Raw genomic sequence first — 18,637 nt, 5'->3', positions numbered from 1 at the left:
TTGTTGTACCTTGAGCCTGCTGATTTTTTGGATTGTTGGATACTCGTCATTCCATTGTGAGATTAACGAAGTCAGTCGCTCGCTTATATCTGCCTTTTCCCAAATGTCAAATTTGACATATAAAATTCATCATGATAGTTTTAAAGTGAATTTCCTTTGTAAATTCTGGAATTTATTTTATCATTAGAGCATGAAACCTATATAACAGGAGGATGCATATGAGAACGCAGTGGATAGACGAATTGAACGTACTTGAACAGGATATTGTCGGATGGCGCAGACATATGCACCAGTATCCTGAGCTGTCATTTCAGGAAGTGAAAACCTCGCAATTTATCGCCGATACATTAACTAGCTTCGGCTATGAAGTAAGAACGGGCGTTGGTGAAGGCGGCGTGATTGCCGATTTGAAAGGGGCACAGCCAGGGCCAACGATTGCATTTCGAGCAGACTTTGATGCTTTGCCTATTCATGAAGAAAATGATGTTCCTTACCGTTCACAAAATGATGGCGTGATGCACGCCTGCGGACATGACGGACATACCGCGTCTCTACTCGGTGTCGCACATGTGCTCAGTCGTCATACCGATCAGTTGAAGGGGAATGTACGCTTTATTTTCCAGCATGCCGAGGAGAAAATTCCAGGCGGTGCCAAAGCGATGATCGAAGATGGCGCACTGGACGGTGTCGATGAAGTGTACGGTGCCCATCTGGCGAGCTATCTGCCCTATGGTCGCATCGCTGTTGTCGCTGGACCTGCGATGGCAGCAGCCGACGGCTTCTCGATCGTCATTCAAGGTAAAGGCGGACACGGTGCTCGTCCAGACCAAACGGTCGATTCGATCGTAGTAGGAAGTCAGGTAGTGGGCGCACTGCAAAATATCGTGGCACGTCATGTGAACCCACTCAAATCCGCTGTCGTTACAGTCGGCGTATTCCAGGCAGGCTCTGCATTTAACATTATTGCGGATACCGCCAAAATTGAAGGCACGGTGCGTACATTCGATCCTGAGGTACGCAAGCAGATTGAAGAGGATATTCGTACTACACTGGCAGGAATTACTGCGGCTTCACGCGCAACCTTCTCACTGGAGTATACGAATGGCTACCCAGCAGTAGTGAATCCACCGGAACAGGCTGATCAGGTGCGTGCGATCGTGACCGATGTGCTTGGTGAGGAAGCTTTATTTGAAATCGAACCAGCAATGGGTGCAGAGGACTTTGCATATTTCTTAGAAGAGCGTCCGGGTAACTTCTTCTATGTTGGCTCACAAAAAGATGAAGCAACGGCATTTGCCCATCACCACCCACGCTTCGATATCGATGAGCGTGCGCTGCTGAACACCGGACGTATCTTCCTCGGTATCGTAGCTGAAAAGCTGCTAAGTCCATCTCCTGTTACCGCAGGCTAATCATCATACAAGCAAGCGCGACTGCAAGAGCATTGCACGAGTTGCACTATAAGCAGCCTACTCGTATACCGAATCGAGCAACGATTCGCCGCAATAAAATAAAGCATAGGATATTCGGGTACATGGTCGATATCATTGAATACAACTGCTATGCTGCTCACTACTATCGCAGCAGTACAAACAAAGGCTCCCTGTCACCTTCTGGTGGCAAGGAGCTTTTTGCTATGTAATGCTACTCTTCTTATATGCTGGCTACTTTGCATCCTTGTTACTTCTCTATATCCTAGCTATTCTACATCATGCTAAGCAAGGTAGTCATAATCTTGTAAGGTGGCGTATTCAATACAGACATTCATATGAATCTACCTGGTGAGGTTGAACGTTCGATAACACTTCGCCTGAGAGCAAGATGATAGTTGCGTCCCTCACGCTGTGTTCGGTATGCTAAGTATATCGCTTATTATCTACGATAGCTGTACCGTAACCGAAGTCCTCTGCGCATGGTAAGCTCAGACTATGATATCCCTTTAAACATACGGGCTTGCTTGGACGTGTCGATCCCCCTTCATGATGTCGATCTCTGCCATCATTGTACAATTTATGCATGCAGACAAGCGAATGCGTAGGCGCAGCACCAAATCGTGGGTAATACCATATAGATAGCACGCTAGACATGGATGACAATCCTAATCTTTTATTGAACGGAGATGATCATGATGGAACAGAAAAATCTAGTATTCGGGATTATCGCAGGCGCACTGGTAGGTGCAGGTGCAGCACTTTTATTTGCGCCTAAATCTGGCGAGGATATGCGTTATACGCTCAAATCGGGCGCGAGCAGCTCCGCGAGCAGTCTGACGGAGACACTCAAATTCAAAGGTCGTGAGATGAAGTCCAGCACCGAAGAGCTGGTCGAGCTGGCTAAGGAGATTACACCGGTTGTGAAAGAAGCGATTGGTGTCGTGCAGGAATGGAAGGGCATGCTGACGGATGCGAAGGTCGAGCTGACTGGTGAGGTCAACAAGCTCAAAGCTAGCTCCTCTGATTCCTCGCTGACAAAAGGCCCAACTGTGATGTAAGCTCGCCTTTACGTAGAAGCAAATCGATTGCTGCTACAAGCCATTTATAGGATGAACCAAACAGCCTGTTACGGTCATGACCGGAAGGGCTGTTTTTTATTATCTGATGCCAGATCAGCGATGGGATTAAAAAGGCAATCTATAATTATACCGAAATGATAGCCGCTTGTATGGATGTATATATTGACTGTATTTTTTGATATATCATTATTAATATATCAAGCTTCTCCTAACAGCGAATCCTGCTTTTGGTCATGCTAAATAGTTAAGCTGATGATCTTAAATTCCATATTTTTCTACACAATTCTATAAACTGATATCTTTTGTAACAATATTAGTACTTTCGATCTATGTAAGCGCTCTAATTAACATGATAGCTTGTACATGTGACATGCAATACCTTTTATTACCTATTCAACTTGTTATCATCCATCGACAATCAAAGGAGAGATCAAGCATGAAAAAAAAGGTACTTCAAAAAGGAACCGTTCTACTGCTAAGCGGAGCGATGATGTGGGGCGGATTATCCATCGCTGGACCATCAGCATCCGCGTCATCCCCATCTTCTATTTCACATTTTGCAAACGTTAACATTTTCGCCTCTATGCTCGATTCGACCGCACAGGCGATACCATCTGACACCGCCATTAGCAATAACGGTAGCGTTCTCGCTCCTGCTGAGGGCACCAAGCAACTTGCCAGCGCACAGGCAGCAGGTACATACAGCGCTTATAATTTGACCGGATTCTCAACAGGCAATACGGGCGGCGGCACAATCGCTGAGACCGATGCTCGCTACAAAAAGGTCTATACGGCTACCGATCTAGCCCAGGCACTCAAAAAAGGCTCCGGGGTCAAAGTAATTGAAGTGATGAACGACCTGAATCTGGGCTGGAACGAGCTACCGTCTGCTGCGCAGACCTCTCCTTTCGCTGAGCATAACAAGCCACTCACTCACCCGGTACTCAAGCAAACAGGCGTGAGTAAGCTGACGATCGACGGCTTTGACGGGTTAACGATATTCTCGAACAATGGTTCCAAAATCAAGCATGTCGGCATCACCGTTAAACGCAGCTCCAATCTGGTCATTCGCAATCTGGAATTTGACGAGCTATGGGAATGGGATGAAGCGACCAAGGGTGACTACGATAAAAATGATTGGGATTACCTGACACTGGAGCAGACGAGCAAGGTCTGGATTGACCATTGCACATTTAATAAAGCCTATGATGGCGTTGTCGATGTGAAAAAGGGCAGTAATGGTGTGACCATCTCCTGGTCTTCCTTCCGTAGTGATGATGGCAGCTCTAATAGCTGGGTCAGCCAGCAGGTTAAAGTAATGGAAGCCAACAAATCAGCTTATCCAATGTATAACTATTTGCGCAGTAGTGCGGTAGGTCTGAGCCAGCAGGACATTATCGCCATCGCTGGTGGACAAAAGAAAACACATCTGGTTGGTGCTACGGAGTTCGCATCAGACAATCCTGATCTGGAAATCACGCTCCATCATAACTACTATCAGGACTCTCAGGATCGGATGCCTCGTCTGCGGGGCGGAAATGCACACGTTTACAATATCGTAATGGACGCTTCTGGACTGGTTGCTGCCAAGGCAAAGCTAACACCTGCCATGGATACAGCGATCAGCTCGAAGGGCTACCATTTTACTGTAACGAGTAATGGAGCAATCTCCACCGAGGGCGGTGCCGTACTGGTGGAAAAATCGCAAATTATCGGCGTCGCCTCTCCGATCCGTAATAACCAGACTGATCCAAGCAATAGCAAATATACAGGCAAAATTCGCGCAGTCGACACGATCTACACCGCGAATGGTACAACCTTCCGTGGGAATAGCGATACAGCAGGCAGCCCGCTCGCTCCGTATCCGGCAACTGCATTAGCCTTCTCATGGAATGGCTTTAGCAGTCTGCCTTACAGCTATCAGACCGATGATCCTACCACACTCGTTAGTCGTTTGAAGGCATCGGATGGCGCAGGCTCTGGCAAGCTAAGCTGGAGCAAAACGAACTGGCTCATCACTCAATATTAATCGAATAGAATTGCTAGCTAATCCACGCTTCCTATCAGTAAATAAACCAAGACCCTTGCCTTTATTCGTACAGGCGAGGGTCTTTATCACTCATTTGCGATACAGTTGTCGGTTTACAATTGCTTAGAAATCGAATGATTTGCAGATTGAATCACTTAACAGCGATTATATACGGCTAGCTTGTGGTTAATACTTATCATACTTTTCTATTTTATTGCTGCAAAGGAGAATTTGCCGTGTCCCAAACTGCTAATCTGGAAGCTGTTATTCAACAAATCGGTCTGCTGGGTCAGAGTCAGTTCGGCAAATCCCCGGAATCAGTCACTATTCGTACCAACGAGCACAGTGTCGTTATTTTTCTGAATGAGCTGATTGATCCGGACGATGAGCGTCTGCCGGATGACCCGGATGAGCGATATACCCATGTCTACATTTTACTTGATCAATTTGTCTATCCTGCGATTCGTAAAAAGGTTGAAGCAGCGGCTGGACAGCAGATTATTCACCATTTTATCGATTGGAAGGAAGACGTGAATCGCGCCTGTATCGCGATCATGTTTGAGCTAGAGCCAGATCGTAAAAAGGAAGATCTATACTCTGGTAAAGCCGAGCTGCATATCCGAGTAAGTCAAATTACAGAGGATGTACAAAAATCACCTGCTGATATCGAATCGTACTGGGTTGATCCAGATACACTGGTCATCATTCGCAAAGGATTATTGATCAGCCTGGAAAAGCGAATTATCAAAAAAGGCTTTAATAACGCCTTACGTGTATCCAAGCGTGAGCTGGAGCTGGATCGCTTTGTAGATGGCCTGCCCGTACGTACCATTCTCGGCAAAACGCTTGATCAAGCGTTTCTAGATTGGGATTTTGACAAAGATATCAGTCTGATGGTGCTTACCTTCCTAAACGATCATTGAGGAGACAACCGAATTGATATGATTGTGTATGTAAAAAAGCCTGTCCATCGAGCCCGATGCATAATGCAGCGGATGGTAGACAGGCTTTTTGCGTTGCGATGGATTCAAGGTAGCATTTGTAGCTCCTTCAGCATGTGCTTCAGCGTATTCTCGGAGACACGAGTCATCTGGTTATCAGTAATCTGGCGAAGGGACGATTGGCTTACGATGCTGGTCAATGCTCCACTAAGTAGCTGCGGGGCATGCTGGTTCACTATGCTGATCGCCTGCTCGTCCAGCTGTAGCTCCGATAAGCGTGTATGCTCGGTGTAGGAGCGCTGGAATAACCCTTTCGCTGGATAACGGAAGCAATAGCTGCCCGAGCCAAGCTCTAGTTGAACCAACTCCACCTCCTGCTGCACGTTGCGAATACCCGAGGCAGGAATGGACGGTATCGCATCGCCATTTTCCGTTAGCTGCTCTAAGATTGCTCCCCGCAAGCGAAGCGTTGCTGCTGTATTTACCGGAATCGTTACCTGTACAATAACATGCTCTCCATCCAGCTCCCAGCCACATTCAATGCGTCCATACATCGATTCATGTGTAGCCTTCGCATACGTAAGCTGCCGCCCACCGAATTGCGGCTCCAGATGAATATGACGATAAGCTGGCTCTTCCATCCCCATATCCAGACCAGCGATACGGCGATACATCCAATCACCGACTGCACCATAGGAATAATGGTTAAATGAATTCATATCATCGCTCCAGAAGGAACCGTCTGGCTTGATGCTATCCCAGTGCTCCCAGATCGTCGTTGCGCCCTGAGATACCGAATAGAGCCAGCCCGGATAAGAGCTTTGCAATAGCAAGCGTACTGCCGTTTCATGATAGCCATTATCCGACAGGGCAAAGCATAGATACGGTGTACCAACAAAGCCTGTCGTTAGATGATAGCCATTACTCACAACCAGATCGTTCAGATCACGCGCTACTCGCGCTCGCAGAGCAGGCTCCAATAGATCAAATACAAGCGCAAGTACATGCGCCGTCTGTGTCGGTGCCGCCATCCGCCCACGTCCCGTTACAAACTCAGCTTGAAATGCCTGAACGACCTGCTGATGAAGCTGCTGATACCGCTCAGCCTCGTCTGTTTTACCCAGTACAGCCGCCGCTTCCGCCACCAATCGTGACGAGTACGCATAATAGGCGGTTGCGATCAGATCGGTTGGGGTGGCGCCGATGTAGCTGTCTTCCCTCGCATCCAGCGCAAGCCAATCACCAAAATGAAAGCCCGTATTCCACAGCGCTTCTTCCTCACCCTGCGCGCGAATGTATTCTACCCACTTCTTCATGCTGTCATACTGCTCTGCCAGCAAGCGTGTATCACCATAATAACGATACGTCGTCCACGGACAGATCACGGCTGCATCGCCCCATGCTGCCGAGTTCGCACCACCCACAATATCCGGTACAACAAAAGGAATCCCACCGTCTGCATGCTGCTCTGCCTTCACATCATGTAGCCATTTGCTGAAAAAGGGAGCCCCCTGATAATTGAACAGCGCAGTCGAGATAAATACCTGTGCATCTCCCGTCCAGCCTAGCCGCTCATCGCGCTGCGGACAGTCAGTAGGCACATCAAGGAAGTTCCCACGCTGCCCCCAGCGTATATTGTGCTGGAGCTTATTCACACGTTCATCTGAGCATTCGAAGGTTCCGGTCGATGGCATATCCGAATGCAGAACTTCCCCTTCAAATGCATCCAGTGGCAGTCCGTGTTGTTCCTGTTCCGGATAGCCCTGTACTTGTACATAACGGAAGCCTTGAAAGGTGAAATAAGGGGCATACGTCTCCCCACCTGGCGTGCCTGCCGCACGATATGTAACGGTCTGCCGGGCAGGACGTAGATTGCCAAAATAAATATTGCCATCCTTGTCCAGCACCTCGGCATGACGCAGCTTAATCTGTGTGCCTGCGGGCGTTTCCGGTAAATGTAGACGAATGCGACCGACCATATTTTGCCCCATATCCAGCACATGATCACCAGCAGGCGTGACAAAGGTAGCGATCGGACGAATCGTCTCTGTGACACGAGTCGGCCAATTTTCCTGTGCGATCAGCGTGTTATAGCCAAGTGGCAACACCTCAACACCGTGCCAGTGACGATCGTCAAAGCCCGGCTCGCTCCAGCCCTGCTGCTCGGCTGTCGCATCATAGATTTCACCGTGATACATATTCGAGTACAGTACAGGCCCGGTAGCAGCACGCCAGTCCGTATTGCTCGTAATGATCTGTTCTCGTCCATCGGTATATCGAATATGCAGCTCCAGCAGCAGGGCGCGATGGTCGCCGTACGTATATTGCTTATCATCAAAGCCCAGCTTGCCCCGATACCAGCCATCTGCCAGCCATGCGCCAACGGCATTATTCCCTGGCTGGACAAGTGACGTCACATCATACGTCTGATATTGCAGTCGATGATGATAGCTAGTCCAGCCTGGAGCAAGCACATCATCCGATACCGTTTGCCCGTTCATATACAGCTCATACACACCCGCTGCTGTAGAATAGATACGCGCTGAAGCGATCTCTCCATTCAGCTCAAAGGTATGGCGTAGCTGAAAATTCGCCTCGGACTCTCGCTCGATCTCACGCGTATCCGGCGTAATCCACTGCGCCTGCCACTGTGCTGGCTGCATCATGCCAGTTTCCAATTGTCCTGGCTCACTCCATTCACTTTCTTCGCCTGATGTTGACCATACTTTGACACGAAAGAGATACGCCGTGCGCACCTGTAGTGCAGGTCCAGCATACTGTACCTGAATCGACTGTGAGTCATTCACCTGCTCTGAATCCCATATAACCTGCTCGAAATGCGGATCATCTGCAAGTGTCACCTGTAGCCGATAGGCAGACTGCTGTACATCACGCTGCGGACTGCTACATTTCCAGCTGAATCTTGGCCTGGCAATATCGGTACCGAGCAATCGGTTACGATACTCACACTGCACATCTGTAATTTGAAATGAACCCATCTTTTGATCACTCCTTCAACCTGTGTTGGGGATGAGATACGGACTTGCAGCGAACGGTATCGCTTTCTAACAATGGACAACCGGAGGCGAGATTTTTCATGTAAACGTTATCTTAATTGTTGATATTCTATCTCTATTCCATTACGTTGAATAGCGCTTCGATCTCAACCTTTGACAGAGCCAGCGGTCATTCCTGCTACAATTCGTTTGTTGAAAAATAAAAATAATACTAACGGCGGAATTTTCTTTAACTAAAGGATGATAACGATAATGCACAACTTAGCAGATATATGTCGTGTGCTTAGTCAAACCGGAATGCTGACCTAAAAGTGCGAACCTCAAGCTAACATGAAATCCCTAGGAGGTTCGCACCCCTTGATACATAAGGGATTTTCCTGTTTTTCTTGTAATTTCACTTCATTTTAGGTAGTCTAATTTTGAGGTTCGCACTTTTGCTATATAAAAGCCTTGCTGGATAAGGGGTAAAAGTAGGAACAGTCGCTCTCCGTGCGAGAGCGTGGATTGAAATGCAACAGTAACGTTATCTACGTCAGCAATCTCGAGTCGCTCTCCGTGCGAGAGCGTGGATTGAAATACGATCATCGACAAGGTAAAAGGCACCAAGTAGCCGTCGCTCTCCGTGCGAGAGCGTGGATTGAAATCTCAACCACCTCAGGCTTAGCTTGGAATAAGCGCACGTCGCTCTCCGTGCGAGAGCGTGGATTGAAATCTGATCAATGGCGTATCCGTCTGCTGTGCATACACGTCGCTCTCCGTGCGAGAGCGTGGATTGAAATATAGTTATGTTTATTAAATATCCCTAACAAGCAGGGTCGCTCTCCGTGCGAGAGCGTGGATTGAAATAACCATTGTTCAAGGTCTTTCTTTTCACCCCAACGTGTCGCTCTCCGTGCGAGAGCGTGGATTGAAATTGTATCATTCCACTCATGATCCACGTACCCGATAGTCGCTCTCCGTGCGAGAGCGTGGATTGAAATGCAACAGTAACGTTATCTACGTCAGCAATCTCGAGTCGCTCTCCGTGCGAGAGCGTGGATTGAAATACGATCATCGACAAGGTAAAAGGCACCAAGTAGCCGTCGCTCTCCGTGCGAGAGCGTGGATTGAAATTTGTGTACATTCTTGACCACTGGCCATGTACTCATCAGTCGCTCTCCGTGCGAGAGCGTGGATTGAAATCGGTACAGAAATTAAGGTTGTTAGCTCGTTCGGCGTCGCTCTCCGTGCGAGAGCGTGGATTGAAATACCCAACCGCCTTGCAGCACGAGCCGCCGGCGCGGTCGCTCTCCGTGCGAAAGCATAAATCAAAATTTATATCCTTTTATCGTCAGATCGGTAACTTGCCGATCCGTTTCCATGCAAAAGCAGATATTACATCCACGTCAGCAAGCTCTAACCCAATAAACAACACCCCACCCACAACAAAAAAAGAGAGTCGCATAATATCACTCGCGACTCTCTCCTAAACATTCACCTTTAAAGTAGCAATAGCCCTTCTGGATCATAGCCCTGCTTTGCTCCCACATGCTCTACTTTCCGTTTCCAATTAGCTCCCAGCATATAATACCTCAAACTGTCTGCTGTAGGATCTATGACTGCTTCCAGTTGAACTTTAAGTTGTTTAAACTGCATCGGATCGACCAGACACTCAAATACAGAATTTTGTACTCGCTGACCATAATTTTGACATATTTTAGAGACAGCGCGTAGCCGTTTCGAGCCTTCAGGCGAAGAAGTTTGTACGTCATATGTGATCAGAACCATCATACAAACTACCCCTTTCTCTATAGGTAACGTGAAATATTCTTTATCCTATATTATTTCCATAAAAATGGTGGATAGCTATCGAGATCGCCGCGGATATATCTTGCTAACAGAAGTGCCTGTGCATAGGGAAGTAGTCCGAGCGCAATCTTTTCACCTAAAAATGGATGTGTAATTTCTTCTTGTTTACGCTTCTGCCAGGCAGCAAGAACCTCTTTACGTGCTTCGTCTTTGAGTAGTACAGCTCCATTTTCTTTATAAATGAATGATTTGGCAGATAACTGACGACGGTTAATGAGCGATAGAACTAGACGATCTGCAAGATAGGGTCTTAATTCTTCCATCACATCGAGCGCAAGACTTGCCCGCCCAGGACGATCTCGATGTAGAAAACCAACTGCTGGATCAAGTCCTACGGTCTCCAAAGCAGAATGAACATCAATTCGCAGTAATGTATATAAAAATGAAAGAAGGGCATTAAGTGGATCAAGCGGTGGTCGTCGATTACGTGTTTTCATCTGAAAAACTTCGCGGTCAGCGAGTATCAGCTCATTCATGGCTCCAAAATAAATCTTGGCAGCTTTTCCTTCAGCCCCTCGAATCGTATTGCCAGTAGGCATTTTCAATACTGAAAGCGATAATCGTTTTAGTGCTTGGGCGGCCTCCGTCACCTTGAGAACATTGATCTCTGAGGCATGATCCCTCATAGCGCGGCGTAATACGCTTCGTGAATTAATAATTTTAGCTTGAATGAAACGACCTGCGACCTCTACTGCTTCTTCACCATCTGCCCACCGATACTGTTTTCTTCGCAATAGTACATTTCCGTTTACCTTTCCCTGAATACGTGCTTGAAATGCACCATGTTCATTTAGAAATGTTAAACCGACACCACGCTCTGCACATAAATGGAAAAGGGCAGGACTTGCTCCCGTATAACCAAAGGTCACAATTTGCTCCAAGTTATGGACAGGAACACGAAACTTTTCTCTTTGTTCTTTGTCTCCCATGAGTACAAGCACGTTTTCGCCATCTCTGGCCAGATAGCTGTCCGCAGCAGTAACGTAGAGTGTATTAAGCAATTTCCGCAAAATAATCTCCTCTTTCTTAGAGCTATACGAGAAGCTCGCTATTCCAATACAGCTAGTACGACGTTCCATCTATTGCTTCATTCGTCGTCCAGATAGTTTTCCATATACTGATCTACGTTACTATTTCTCATTTTGGGCATACAAATATGAATTAACGAACAAGATTTACAGCCCGCTTTGTAACGTGCAGGTGGTGTCTTCCCAAGATTGAACAATTCTCGCATCCCATTCAAATATTGTTCTACCCGTCCGCGTAAGCCGTCATTAAATTCAACATCGACACGTCGCTCTCGCTCACCGTAAAATAATGCACCCTCAACAATTCGTATCCCAAACATTTCCTCCAGACACATCGCTTGAGCACAAAGCTGTACTTCATCCCAGTCATCTGGCTTAGGCTTACCTCGCTTATATTCGACAGGGAAAGGAATCCATCTTCCACGACGTCCGATCAGAGGGGTTGCGAGTGTAGAAGAGTAGTCAGCATCGGCAGCATGGAATTCAATAACATCTGCTTTTCCACTAATCCCTAATCGTCTCGAGACAAGCGGCATCGCACGTGAAATTAATAGATTACCCCTTTTCTCAGTTAGCTCTGGATTGTCTGCTCGTTTGTGTAGCAATTGGCCTTCAAAGGTTTTGATATTTTCCTCCCATTGCTGTTCAATATGAATTAATGCCCATTGTCGTTGACAAAATGAATAGTGCTGGATACCCGACAACATTAGTAATTCATCATCATCGTACAATGAGAATATACTCATCTTTCTACAACCGTCACACCTTCTGGCAGTTCATCTGTAACGATATCAATCTCATAATCAGTATATGCACGCGCCGGAGCATCACCTATTTTGTGTACACGAATGCTTTCAAATAATTTATGAGCAGGTGCATTTCCAAGCTTTGAGGCGTGTTCAAATATAATCAACTTCCGCAATGCCATCTGACCACGAGAAGCAGAACGATCGTGCTCAAACATATTTTCTAACGATTCCCATAATAGCTCCAGATCCGCCTGTCCAAAATGGGTTTTATCTGCTAAATGCCCGGATACATACCCATCCATACGATATAATCCATACGGTACAATATGCTTGCGTCCCATTTCTCGTTCTTTATCCGTACCTTCCTGCGTTACAGCCATCCGTGTAATCGTCGTCTCTTGCGAAAAGATTGGATCAATGCTACGAGCAAATGTAAATTGGACAGGCCCTCGTACTTGGCCGCAATTGACTTTGGTTGTCATCACTGCACCAAATGCACGTACATCATAGAAATTGTCACACATCCAGTGAGTAAGCCTTATCGCTTCCGCACGATCTTTTGGCTTTAATTCTTTCGCTTTGTCCACATCTTCTTCGCGAACACTACGATATGCTTTACGATGCTGCTCATTCAGTACAGCACCCTCAGTGACGTAAATCCGATGTCCAGTGCCTTGCTCTCGTGTAATTTCTATATAATTCCGTACTTTGCGTTTTAAGCAGACATCAGTAACAATACCATGACCCGTCTCTGGATCAATTCGCGGCATATTTCCCATATCAGGATCGCCATTCGGATTGCCATTCGTTACATCAAATAAAATCGTGAATTCATGGCGAGTGATTGAACTCGCCATGTTTTCTGTATCTGTTTGCTCCAAATCGATATGCTGATTATTCGTCTGTGTCATGTGATTAGACCTCCATTCATTTAATAGCACTTCACGATCATATTTCTTTCCCCTGATTGATACGCAATAGCTCTATACCTCTTGCGAATCTGTTGTAGGTTCACTCAGATTAACAGCATCCGACTTTCCTTCATCTGTTGTATGGGCTGGAGCGCGATAAGCTGCCTGGTGATAATATCCGAGCATGAATAAACCCTGCTGCTTCAAATCCAAATGATTAGGAAACGCGTCTACTCCCTGCAAAATCGATCCAATCTCTCGATCACGAGATTTGCCATACTCTGCTTTTGACATATGATGTTGCGCCAAACGCAATAAAATTGGAAATACAGATGCTGGTGTTGACGAGGCAGAACCGAAATAACGATCTTTAATCGTGGCATTCAAACGTTTTTGACCAGCAGCATCTGTTTGAGCTCGCTCTAGTACGGCAAACAATCGTCCAAGTCGATAAGCAACCGACTGTGCTTCCTCATTTAACATTGGCGTTAAAGCCTCCTTCATATCGTTTCGTTTATACATACGAGCATATCGAGTGAGATAGGCTTTTATTACAGAAGCACGAACCCAGGCTGCTCTTCCATGTTCACCATAAGGAGAGATACGTCCATCTACTCGTGTACGTCCAACGATGGCAGCGTACACAGAATAGGGTAATGCACTTCCACTTAATATTGCTCGAAACCATTCGCTTTCCATTGCACCAGATATACTTTTACGCATTTTGGACATCTCATTTGTTTGACGTACTGTTTGTAGCATGATGTGAAATAATGTAGGAAGATCAGCATTTGTTTTCCCTGGACGTTGGATTTCCATATCTGCTGCATATAAGCTGAGCTTGTCAAACAGTTGTCTAAAGGAGCTTTGCCAGAAGAATCGAATAGACAAGCGCGCATTATTTCCGGACATTCCTAATACATAAAAGGATGCTTCTTGAGCCGGTAGCATATCTGCACTGACTTGCTCTGCTCGCTTAACACGGCTAAGCAAATCAGCAATCTGCCTTGTTACTTGACGATCTTCTTTTATATCTTCATTACGAGAGCCACCCAAATTTGATTGCGTCTGTTCGTTGTTATTTCTATTATCGATTTCACTATCTTGTACATTATGATCCTGTTTATTTTCAGTAGATAATGCGTTATATTCTTCTTCAAACAGTGAACTGAATACACTCTCCTGTAACTCCCATTCTTGCTGGGATTCACCTGGTAGACGCTCAGCCCAGAATACTACCGTCATATCTCCCATCTGACGAAGTCGATTCCTATCTGATAACAATAAATGATTTAGTGCCTTCGCATAACCAATTGATGCCATCTCACTAACTGGAGCATTATAGTTTTGCTTTTTGCCATAAGATTCGAGAGCAGGGAAGTTAAAAGAGACAATGCTTGCGCCTGAAGACTGTGCATTTTGCACTCCTTTAATATTCACTTTGTGTATTTTAGCGATCGGCTGATCCGATTCACCTGTAATCAGACAATGACCAAGTATCAAATCGTTATCCGCTTCTGTTTCTCTAATAAAGTGATCCCAAACTTCCAGTATAGTGGGTACTTCATGAATATACTGAGCTGCTCCATGCAAACGAAACACTAGATTATTATCTGTTGTGCCTACAATCTTAAGCAAATCGCTATACCATGGTGAATGTTCAGATAGATTCTGTGGACTCCACTGTTCATAAAATTGAATAATAGCACGAGCTTCTGGCTGTTGACATGTGGCAAGTAGCCGATGATGCAAATCTGCACTGCCTTGATATTTGGAAAGTGATACTTTGAAACCTGCTTCTTTGTCAGCTACGATTCCAAGAATATACTCCGCTTTATCCGATAGAAAAAATGGCTTAATTGCACTCGTTCGTAAAGAATGTTCAGGTACGGTCAGACGCGGTGGAATCTGTTTTTTCCCCTGCTGAATACGAATATCCACAATATTCAATAAATCACCGTTCTCGTTAATCTCTAAGACAAATGATACTTTGTCCAAACTATATCCTGGCTTAGACATTCCGGAATCAGGATCTTCCAATAACTGCTCATAGCGTTTATACAGTGATTGTAGGATCATCGCTATACCTCCCGTTCATATAAATCCGGTATGTTGATCACGCCCTTACGCATGATCGCGCGAAAAAACTTCGGCGATATTTCAGTACCATAGTCCAGATCCCATAACATCCACTGTAAATCTTGTTCTGGAGTTTGTGCATAGTGCGATACAGGTGTAGAATGTCCATCTTCCAGAAGCTCAAAATGGACTGGAAATTCACGACATCCAAAATACGGTTGATGATAAAACTGTCCTGCTCGTGCTCTGCGACAAAAAATGCTGTAATGCTTTTCAGGATTATCTGTATTTCCAGCGTTCATCGTCATTTCAAAATGAGCTTCAATCACGTATGCAACGTTGCGAAGCATGACTGTCATACGCTGTTGTGGGTCTTCATCAGGCTTTCGATGCTGTAAAATGATGTCTCGTCCATTCATCGCTTTCTTGACATCAGAGTCCAAAATTTTATTTTTCACTTCATTGCGACGTACCGAATCAAATGAAATTTCGTTCAATACATGAATACGATCAACAACCCAGCGAATGGCTGGCTTCCAATGGATCGCTTCCAGAATTCCGCGTGCTGCTGAAGGAGTCATTATATCGTAGCTAACACGCTCTGCCTTCATCTCTGGTCTGGTAAAACAAGCACGATCTCCCCACACATAGAGTCTGATTCCATAGCTCATTTGCACTGCTCCTCTTTGTTCTCTGGCTTACATAATCCACAATTCCTGAGCTGCACTTTGTTGCGAATATGGCTTAATTCCCGTCTTTCTGTCATACCATGCATTGGCACGATTCAACACAAAAATACCTTCACGTATTTCTTCTAATTCTCCGGCTCGTCTGTATTCTTCAAATTCATAAGGATAGAGCTGTACAGTGTAAGGTTGAAGCGCGCGCATAATTGTCCTGATTTCAAATCGTTCCGATTTTAAGCGAGTTAGCAATTGACGTGCCTTCCCCTGATAATATGGATCATCTGGGTCTTCTCCAATTGCCAAAGCCTGCTCATATTCTTTATCGTCTACATAAGGGATCAACAAGGCTTTCATCGGCGAATCGATTAATCGAAACTTATCCGCTACCGTTGCAAAAGGAAATGCCATACTTTTTGCGTTTTCTTCCAGCATGGGTAAGATACCTTCTCGATCCGTTTGATCAATCGTACTGTTTTGTCCATAAAAGAATAGCTCGTTAAAATATTGCTGAATAGCTTCAATAGATAAGGAACTTTTATTTTGCGCACTATACGTAATCAATAAACGTCGAGCTATAGCACCTGTACGACTCATCCAGCCTTCTGGAAGACCTTTTTCTGTCTCGAAAACAGTAACCTGCCCTTTACACAATTTACCTTGATCCATTAATCGCCCATTCCGGTTACAACGTCCAGCCGCTTGAGCAATCGAATCCAATCCTGCAAGTTCGCGATACACTGCTGGAAAGTCAACATCAACACCAGCTTCGATCAACTGAGTGCTAATAAGTATACAAGGGTGGCCTGCATGTAAACGCGCTTTGACCGTATGCAAAATATCCTGTCGTTGCTTTGGGCACATGCGAGCACTTAAATGGTACAACTCATCTGCTGTACTATGCGCCAATAGTTTATGATATAGTTCACGAGCATTACCACGCGTATTCACAATACATAGTGCCTGCTTGTTGTTTTCTGCAATACGTTCTGATAGCTCATTCCAATTTTGTTTTCCAATAAAGTGAACGTCTACTCGTTCAAATTGTCGATAGCGCTGCTGAGGATTAGCTACGATCTCTACAATGGGTGTGTGTGGTAAAAGCTTTGCCGCAGGGGGCTGAGTTGCTGTACAAAACACAACTGAACAGTCATAATTTCGAACCAATTCATCTAACGCATACAAACAGGGCTTAAAAAAATCTCCATTCATCATTTGTGCCTCGTCCAGCACGATAATACTGCCCGCAATATTATGTAATTTTCGCGTAGACGAACGCCGTGCAGCAAATAAGGATTCAAAAAATTGAACGTTTGTCGTTACAATTACAGGAAGCTCCCAATTTTCTTCAGCAAGCTTTTGACGTTCCGTTGTCTCATATTCAAATGTTCCTTCATTATGTAATTCGTGTTGAAAGTTAGAGTGATGTTCAAGTATGTGCTCACTACCTAGAATGTCACGAAACTCTTGAGCATTCTGCTCAATAATAGATGTATACGGAATCACATAAATGATACGACGTAAATGATGAATATTGGCATGTTCAAGAGCAAATCCGAGCGAGACTTGCGTTTTTCCACTTCCAGTAGGTAGCGTTAGACTGAATAATCCTCTTGGAGCGTTAGCATGTTGAATCGCTTCATTAAAGATTTCGTTACGCCAGTGGTCTATTTCTCCACGCGGACTATGAAATGTAGCAAGACGGTAGGAATAAAATTTTTGTTTTAATTGTTGGAATAAAAACGAGATGTGTTGTTGATCAGGTTTATGGCGTTTGCGCATTGAGTATCGGGAAGGGTCAGCGAACGCTTCGGTATTAAGTGAATCGGCATCAACTAAACAGGAAAAGAGCATTCGTACAAAAAAGGAAATCTGAAAGCCTGGAGCCGGACTTTTCTGAATGGGAAAGCGTTTTGGCGCATGGGGCATAGCTATTTCTGTATAAGCTGCACTGTAGTCCTGAATGTGCTCGGTACGACTCAGCCTTTTACGAAGACATGCATTATGATCCGCATCCGATGTACCGTAATCTGGCAATCCACTATGATGTCCAGCAATAATATAGGCCAGTAAACGCGCAATCGCTTTTTCTAGTTCAGTATTTGTCCAATGCTTTACTAAAGCTAATGCTCCAGCAGTGGCATGATCAACCTTTTTAGTAGAACCCTCCAAACGTGTCTGAAAAGCTTGAGAATATTTCCCTAAATCATGCAGACGTCCTGCAATATCTGCCCAATCTGCTGCACCAAAAGGCTGAGCCATTTCACTTGCCAGCTCTCCTACTTCGTTTAAATGAGCATGTAGTAGTTGCCAGGTAGATTTATCAGCAGATTCCGTTGTATGAGCGTAGTAGTTCAATAATCCACCTCCCTTTAAATACAAAGCAAGCATTACTCACTAATATGTACATTCCATAAAATATAACAAAATCCTTTTTTATTCCATAAAATTATTGAATTAAAATTATATAAATACGTTTTATGGTGTAGTTGAGCGTAAAGGTCAGTCATACAAATAGCTATATGGTTTGTTTATATGGATTAAAAGTGCGAACCCCAAGCTAACATGAATTTCCTGGGAGGTTCGCACCCCTTGATACATAAGGGATTTTCCTGTTTTTCTTGTAATTTCACTTCATTTTAGGTAGTCTAATTTTGAGGTTCGCACTTTTGCTATATAAAAGCCTTGCTGGATAAGGGGCAAAAGTAGGAACAGTCGCTCTCCGTGCGAGAGCGTGGATTGAAATAGGATGCTACTATAACCCATCACAGCAGATTGATGTCGCTCTCCGTGCGAGAGCGTGGATTGAAATAAATGGACTTAACAGAAATCGATCTTAT

General features: G+C 45.2%; 12 protein-coding genes and 1 CRISPR repeat array. Of the genes, 4 read left to right on the top strand and 8 right to left on the bottom strand.

Going from position 1 to position 18,637, the window contains the following annotated elements; translation table 11 throughout:
- Positions 1-218: 218 nt before the first annotated feature.
- From IEX62_RS17415 to IEX62_RS17400, 4 genes are all read left to right on the top strand, one after another.
- Entirely contained in the window at positions 219-1,412 is a 1,194-nt protein-coding gene (locus IEX62_RS17415) for a M20 metallopeptidase family protein (protein ID WP_188776833.1), read from the top strand.
- A 713-nt stretch (positions 1,413-2,125) separates the two neighbouring features.
- The gene (locus tag IEX62_RS17410; RefSeq protein ID WP_188776832.1) at positions 2,126-2,491 is read left to right on the top strand and encodes a YtxH domain-containing protein; all 366 of its coding nucleotides are present in this window, start codon (positions 2,126-2,128) and stop codon (positions 2,489-2,491) included.
- 457 nt (positions 2,492-2,948) lie between these two features.
- The gene (locus IEX62_RS17405) at positions 2,949-4,541 is read left to right on the top strand and encodes a pectate lyase family protein (protein ID WP_229685896.1); all 1,593 of its coding nucleotides are present in this window, start codon (positions 2,949-2,951) and stop codon (positions 4,539-4,541) included.
- Between the two features lie 236 nt (positions 4,542-4,777).
- A complete protein-coding gene (locus IEX62_RS17400; RefSeq protein ID WP_188776831.1) occupies positions 4,778-5,464 on the top strand; it encodes a Na-translocating system protein MpsC family protein in 687 nt (228 codons plus the stop codon).
- A gap of 104 nt (positions 5,465-5,568) precedes the next feature.
- Here the strand turns inward: IEX62_RS17400 and IEX62_RS17395 are convergent, their stop codons facing one another.
- The 8 genes from IEX62_RS17395 to cas3 form a co-directional block, all read right to left on the bottom strand.
- Positions 5,569-8,481: a family 78 glycoside hydrolase catalytic domain gene (locus IEX62_RS17395; RefSeq protein ID WP_188776830.1), complete on the bottom strand. Its 2,913-nt coding sequence runs from the start codon at positions 8,479-8,481 to the stop codon at positions 5,569-5,571.
- A gap of 497 nt (positions 8,482-8,978) precedes the next feature.
- Positions 8,979-9,813: a CRISPR direct-repeat array (repeat unit 32 nt; unit sequence GTCGCTCTCCGTGCGAGAGCGTGGATTGAAAT).
- A gap of 165 nt (positions 9,814-9,978) precedes the next feature.
- Positions 9,979-10,269 carry a CRISPR-associated endonuclease Cas2 gene (cas2, locus tag IEX62_RS17390; RefSeq protein WP_188776829.1) on the bottom strand — a complete coding sequence of 97 codons (291 nt, stop codon included), beginning with the start codon at positions 10,267-10,269 and terminating at the stop codon, positions 9,979-9,981.
- A gap of 50 nt (positions 10,270-10,319) precedes the next feature.
- The gene (gene cas1c, locus IEX62_RS17385; protein WP_308422655.1) at positions 10,320-11,426 is read right to left on the bottom strand and encodes a type I-C CRISPR-associated endonuclease Cas1c; all 1,107 of its coding nucleotides are present in this window, start codon (positions 11,424-11,426) and stop codon (positions 10,320-10,322) included.
- A gap of 8 nt (positions 11,427-11,434) precedes the next feature.
- Positions 11,435-12,121: a CRISPR-associated protein Cas4 gene (cas4, locus tag IEX62_RS17380; RefSeq protein ID WP_188776828.1), complete on the bottom strand. Its 687-nt coding sequence runs from the start codon at positions 12,119-12,121 to the stop codon at positions 11,435-11,437.
- Entirely contained in the window at positions 12,118-13,035 is a 918-nt protein-coding gene (cas7c, locus tag IEX62_RS17375) for a type I-C CRISPR-associated protein Cas7/Csd2 (RefSeq protein WP_188776827.1), read from the bottom strand. Before cas7c ends, cas4 begins: the two co-directional genes overlap by 4 nt.
- Positions 13,036-13,107: 72 nt before the next feature.
- Positions 13,108-15,114 (bottom strand): type I-C CRISPR-associated protein Cas8c/Csd1, encoded by a 2,007-nt coding sequence (cas8c, locus tag IEX62_RS17370; RefSeq protein ID WP_188776826.1) that lies wholly within the window; start codon positions 15,112-15,114, stop codon positions 13,108-13,110.
- A 2-nt stretch (positions 15,115-15,116) separates the two neighbouring features.
- Positions 15,117-15,785 (bottom strand): type I-C CRISPR-associated protein Cas5c, encoded by a 669-nt coding sequence (cas5c, locus tag IEX62_RS17365; RefSeq protein ID WP_188776825.1) that lies wholly within the window; start codon positions 15,783-15,785, stop codon positions 15,117-15,119.
- A gap of 27 nt (positions 15,786-15,812) precedes the next feature.
- Positions 15,813-18,155, bottom strand: a complete 2,343-nt coding sequence (gene cas3, locus IEX62_RS17360) for a CRISPR-associated helicase Cas3' (RefSeq protein WP_188776824.1) — start codon at positions 18,153-18,155, stop codon at positions 15,813-15,815.
- Positions 18,156-18,637: the final 482 nt, after the last annotated feature.

The organism is Paenibacillus hunanensis, assembly GCF_014645615.1.
GTDB classification, from domain to species: Bacteria; Bacillota; Bacilli; order Paenibacillales; family Paenibacillaceae; genus Saccharibacillus; species Saccharibacillus hunanensis.
Note: the sequence above shows the minus strand (reverse complement) of the source record. Positions and strands in the feature narration are given on the sequence as shown.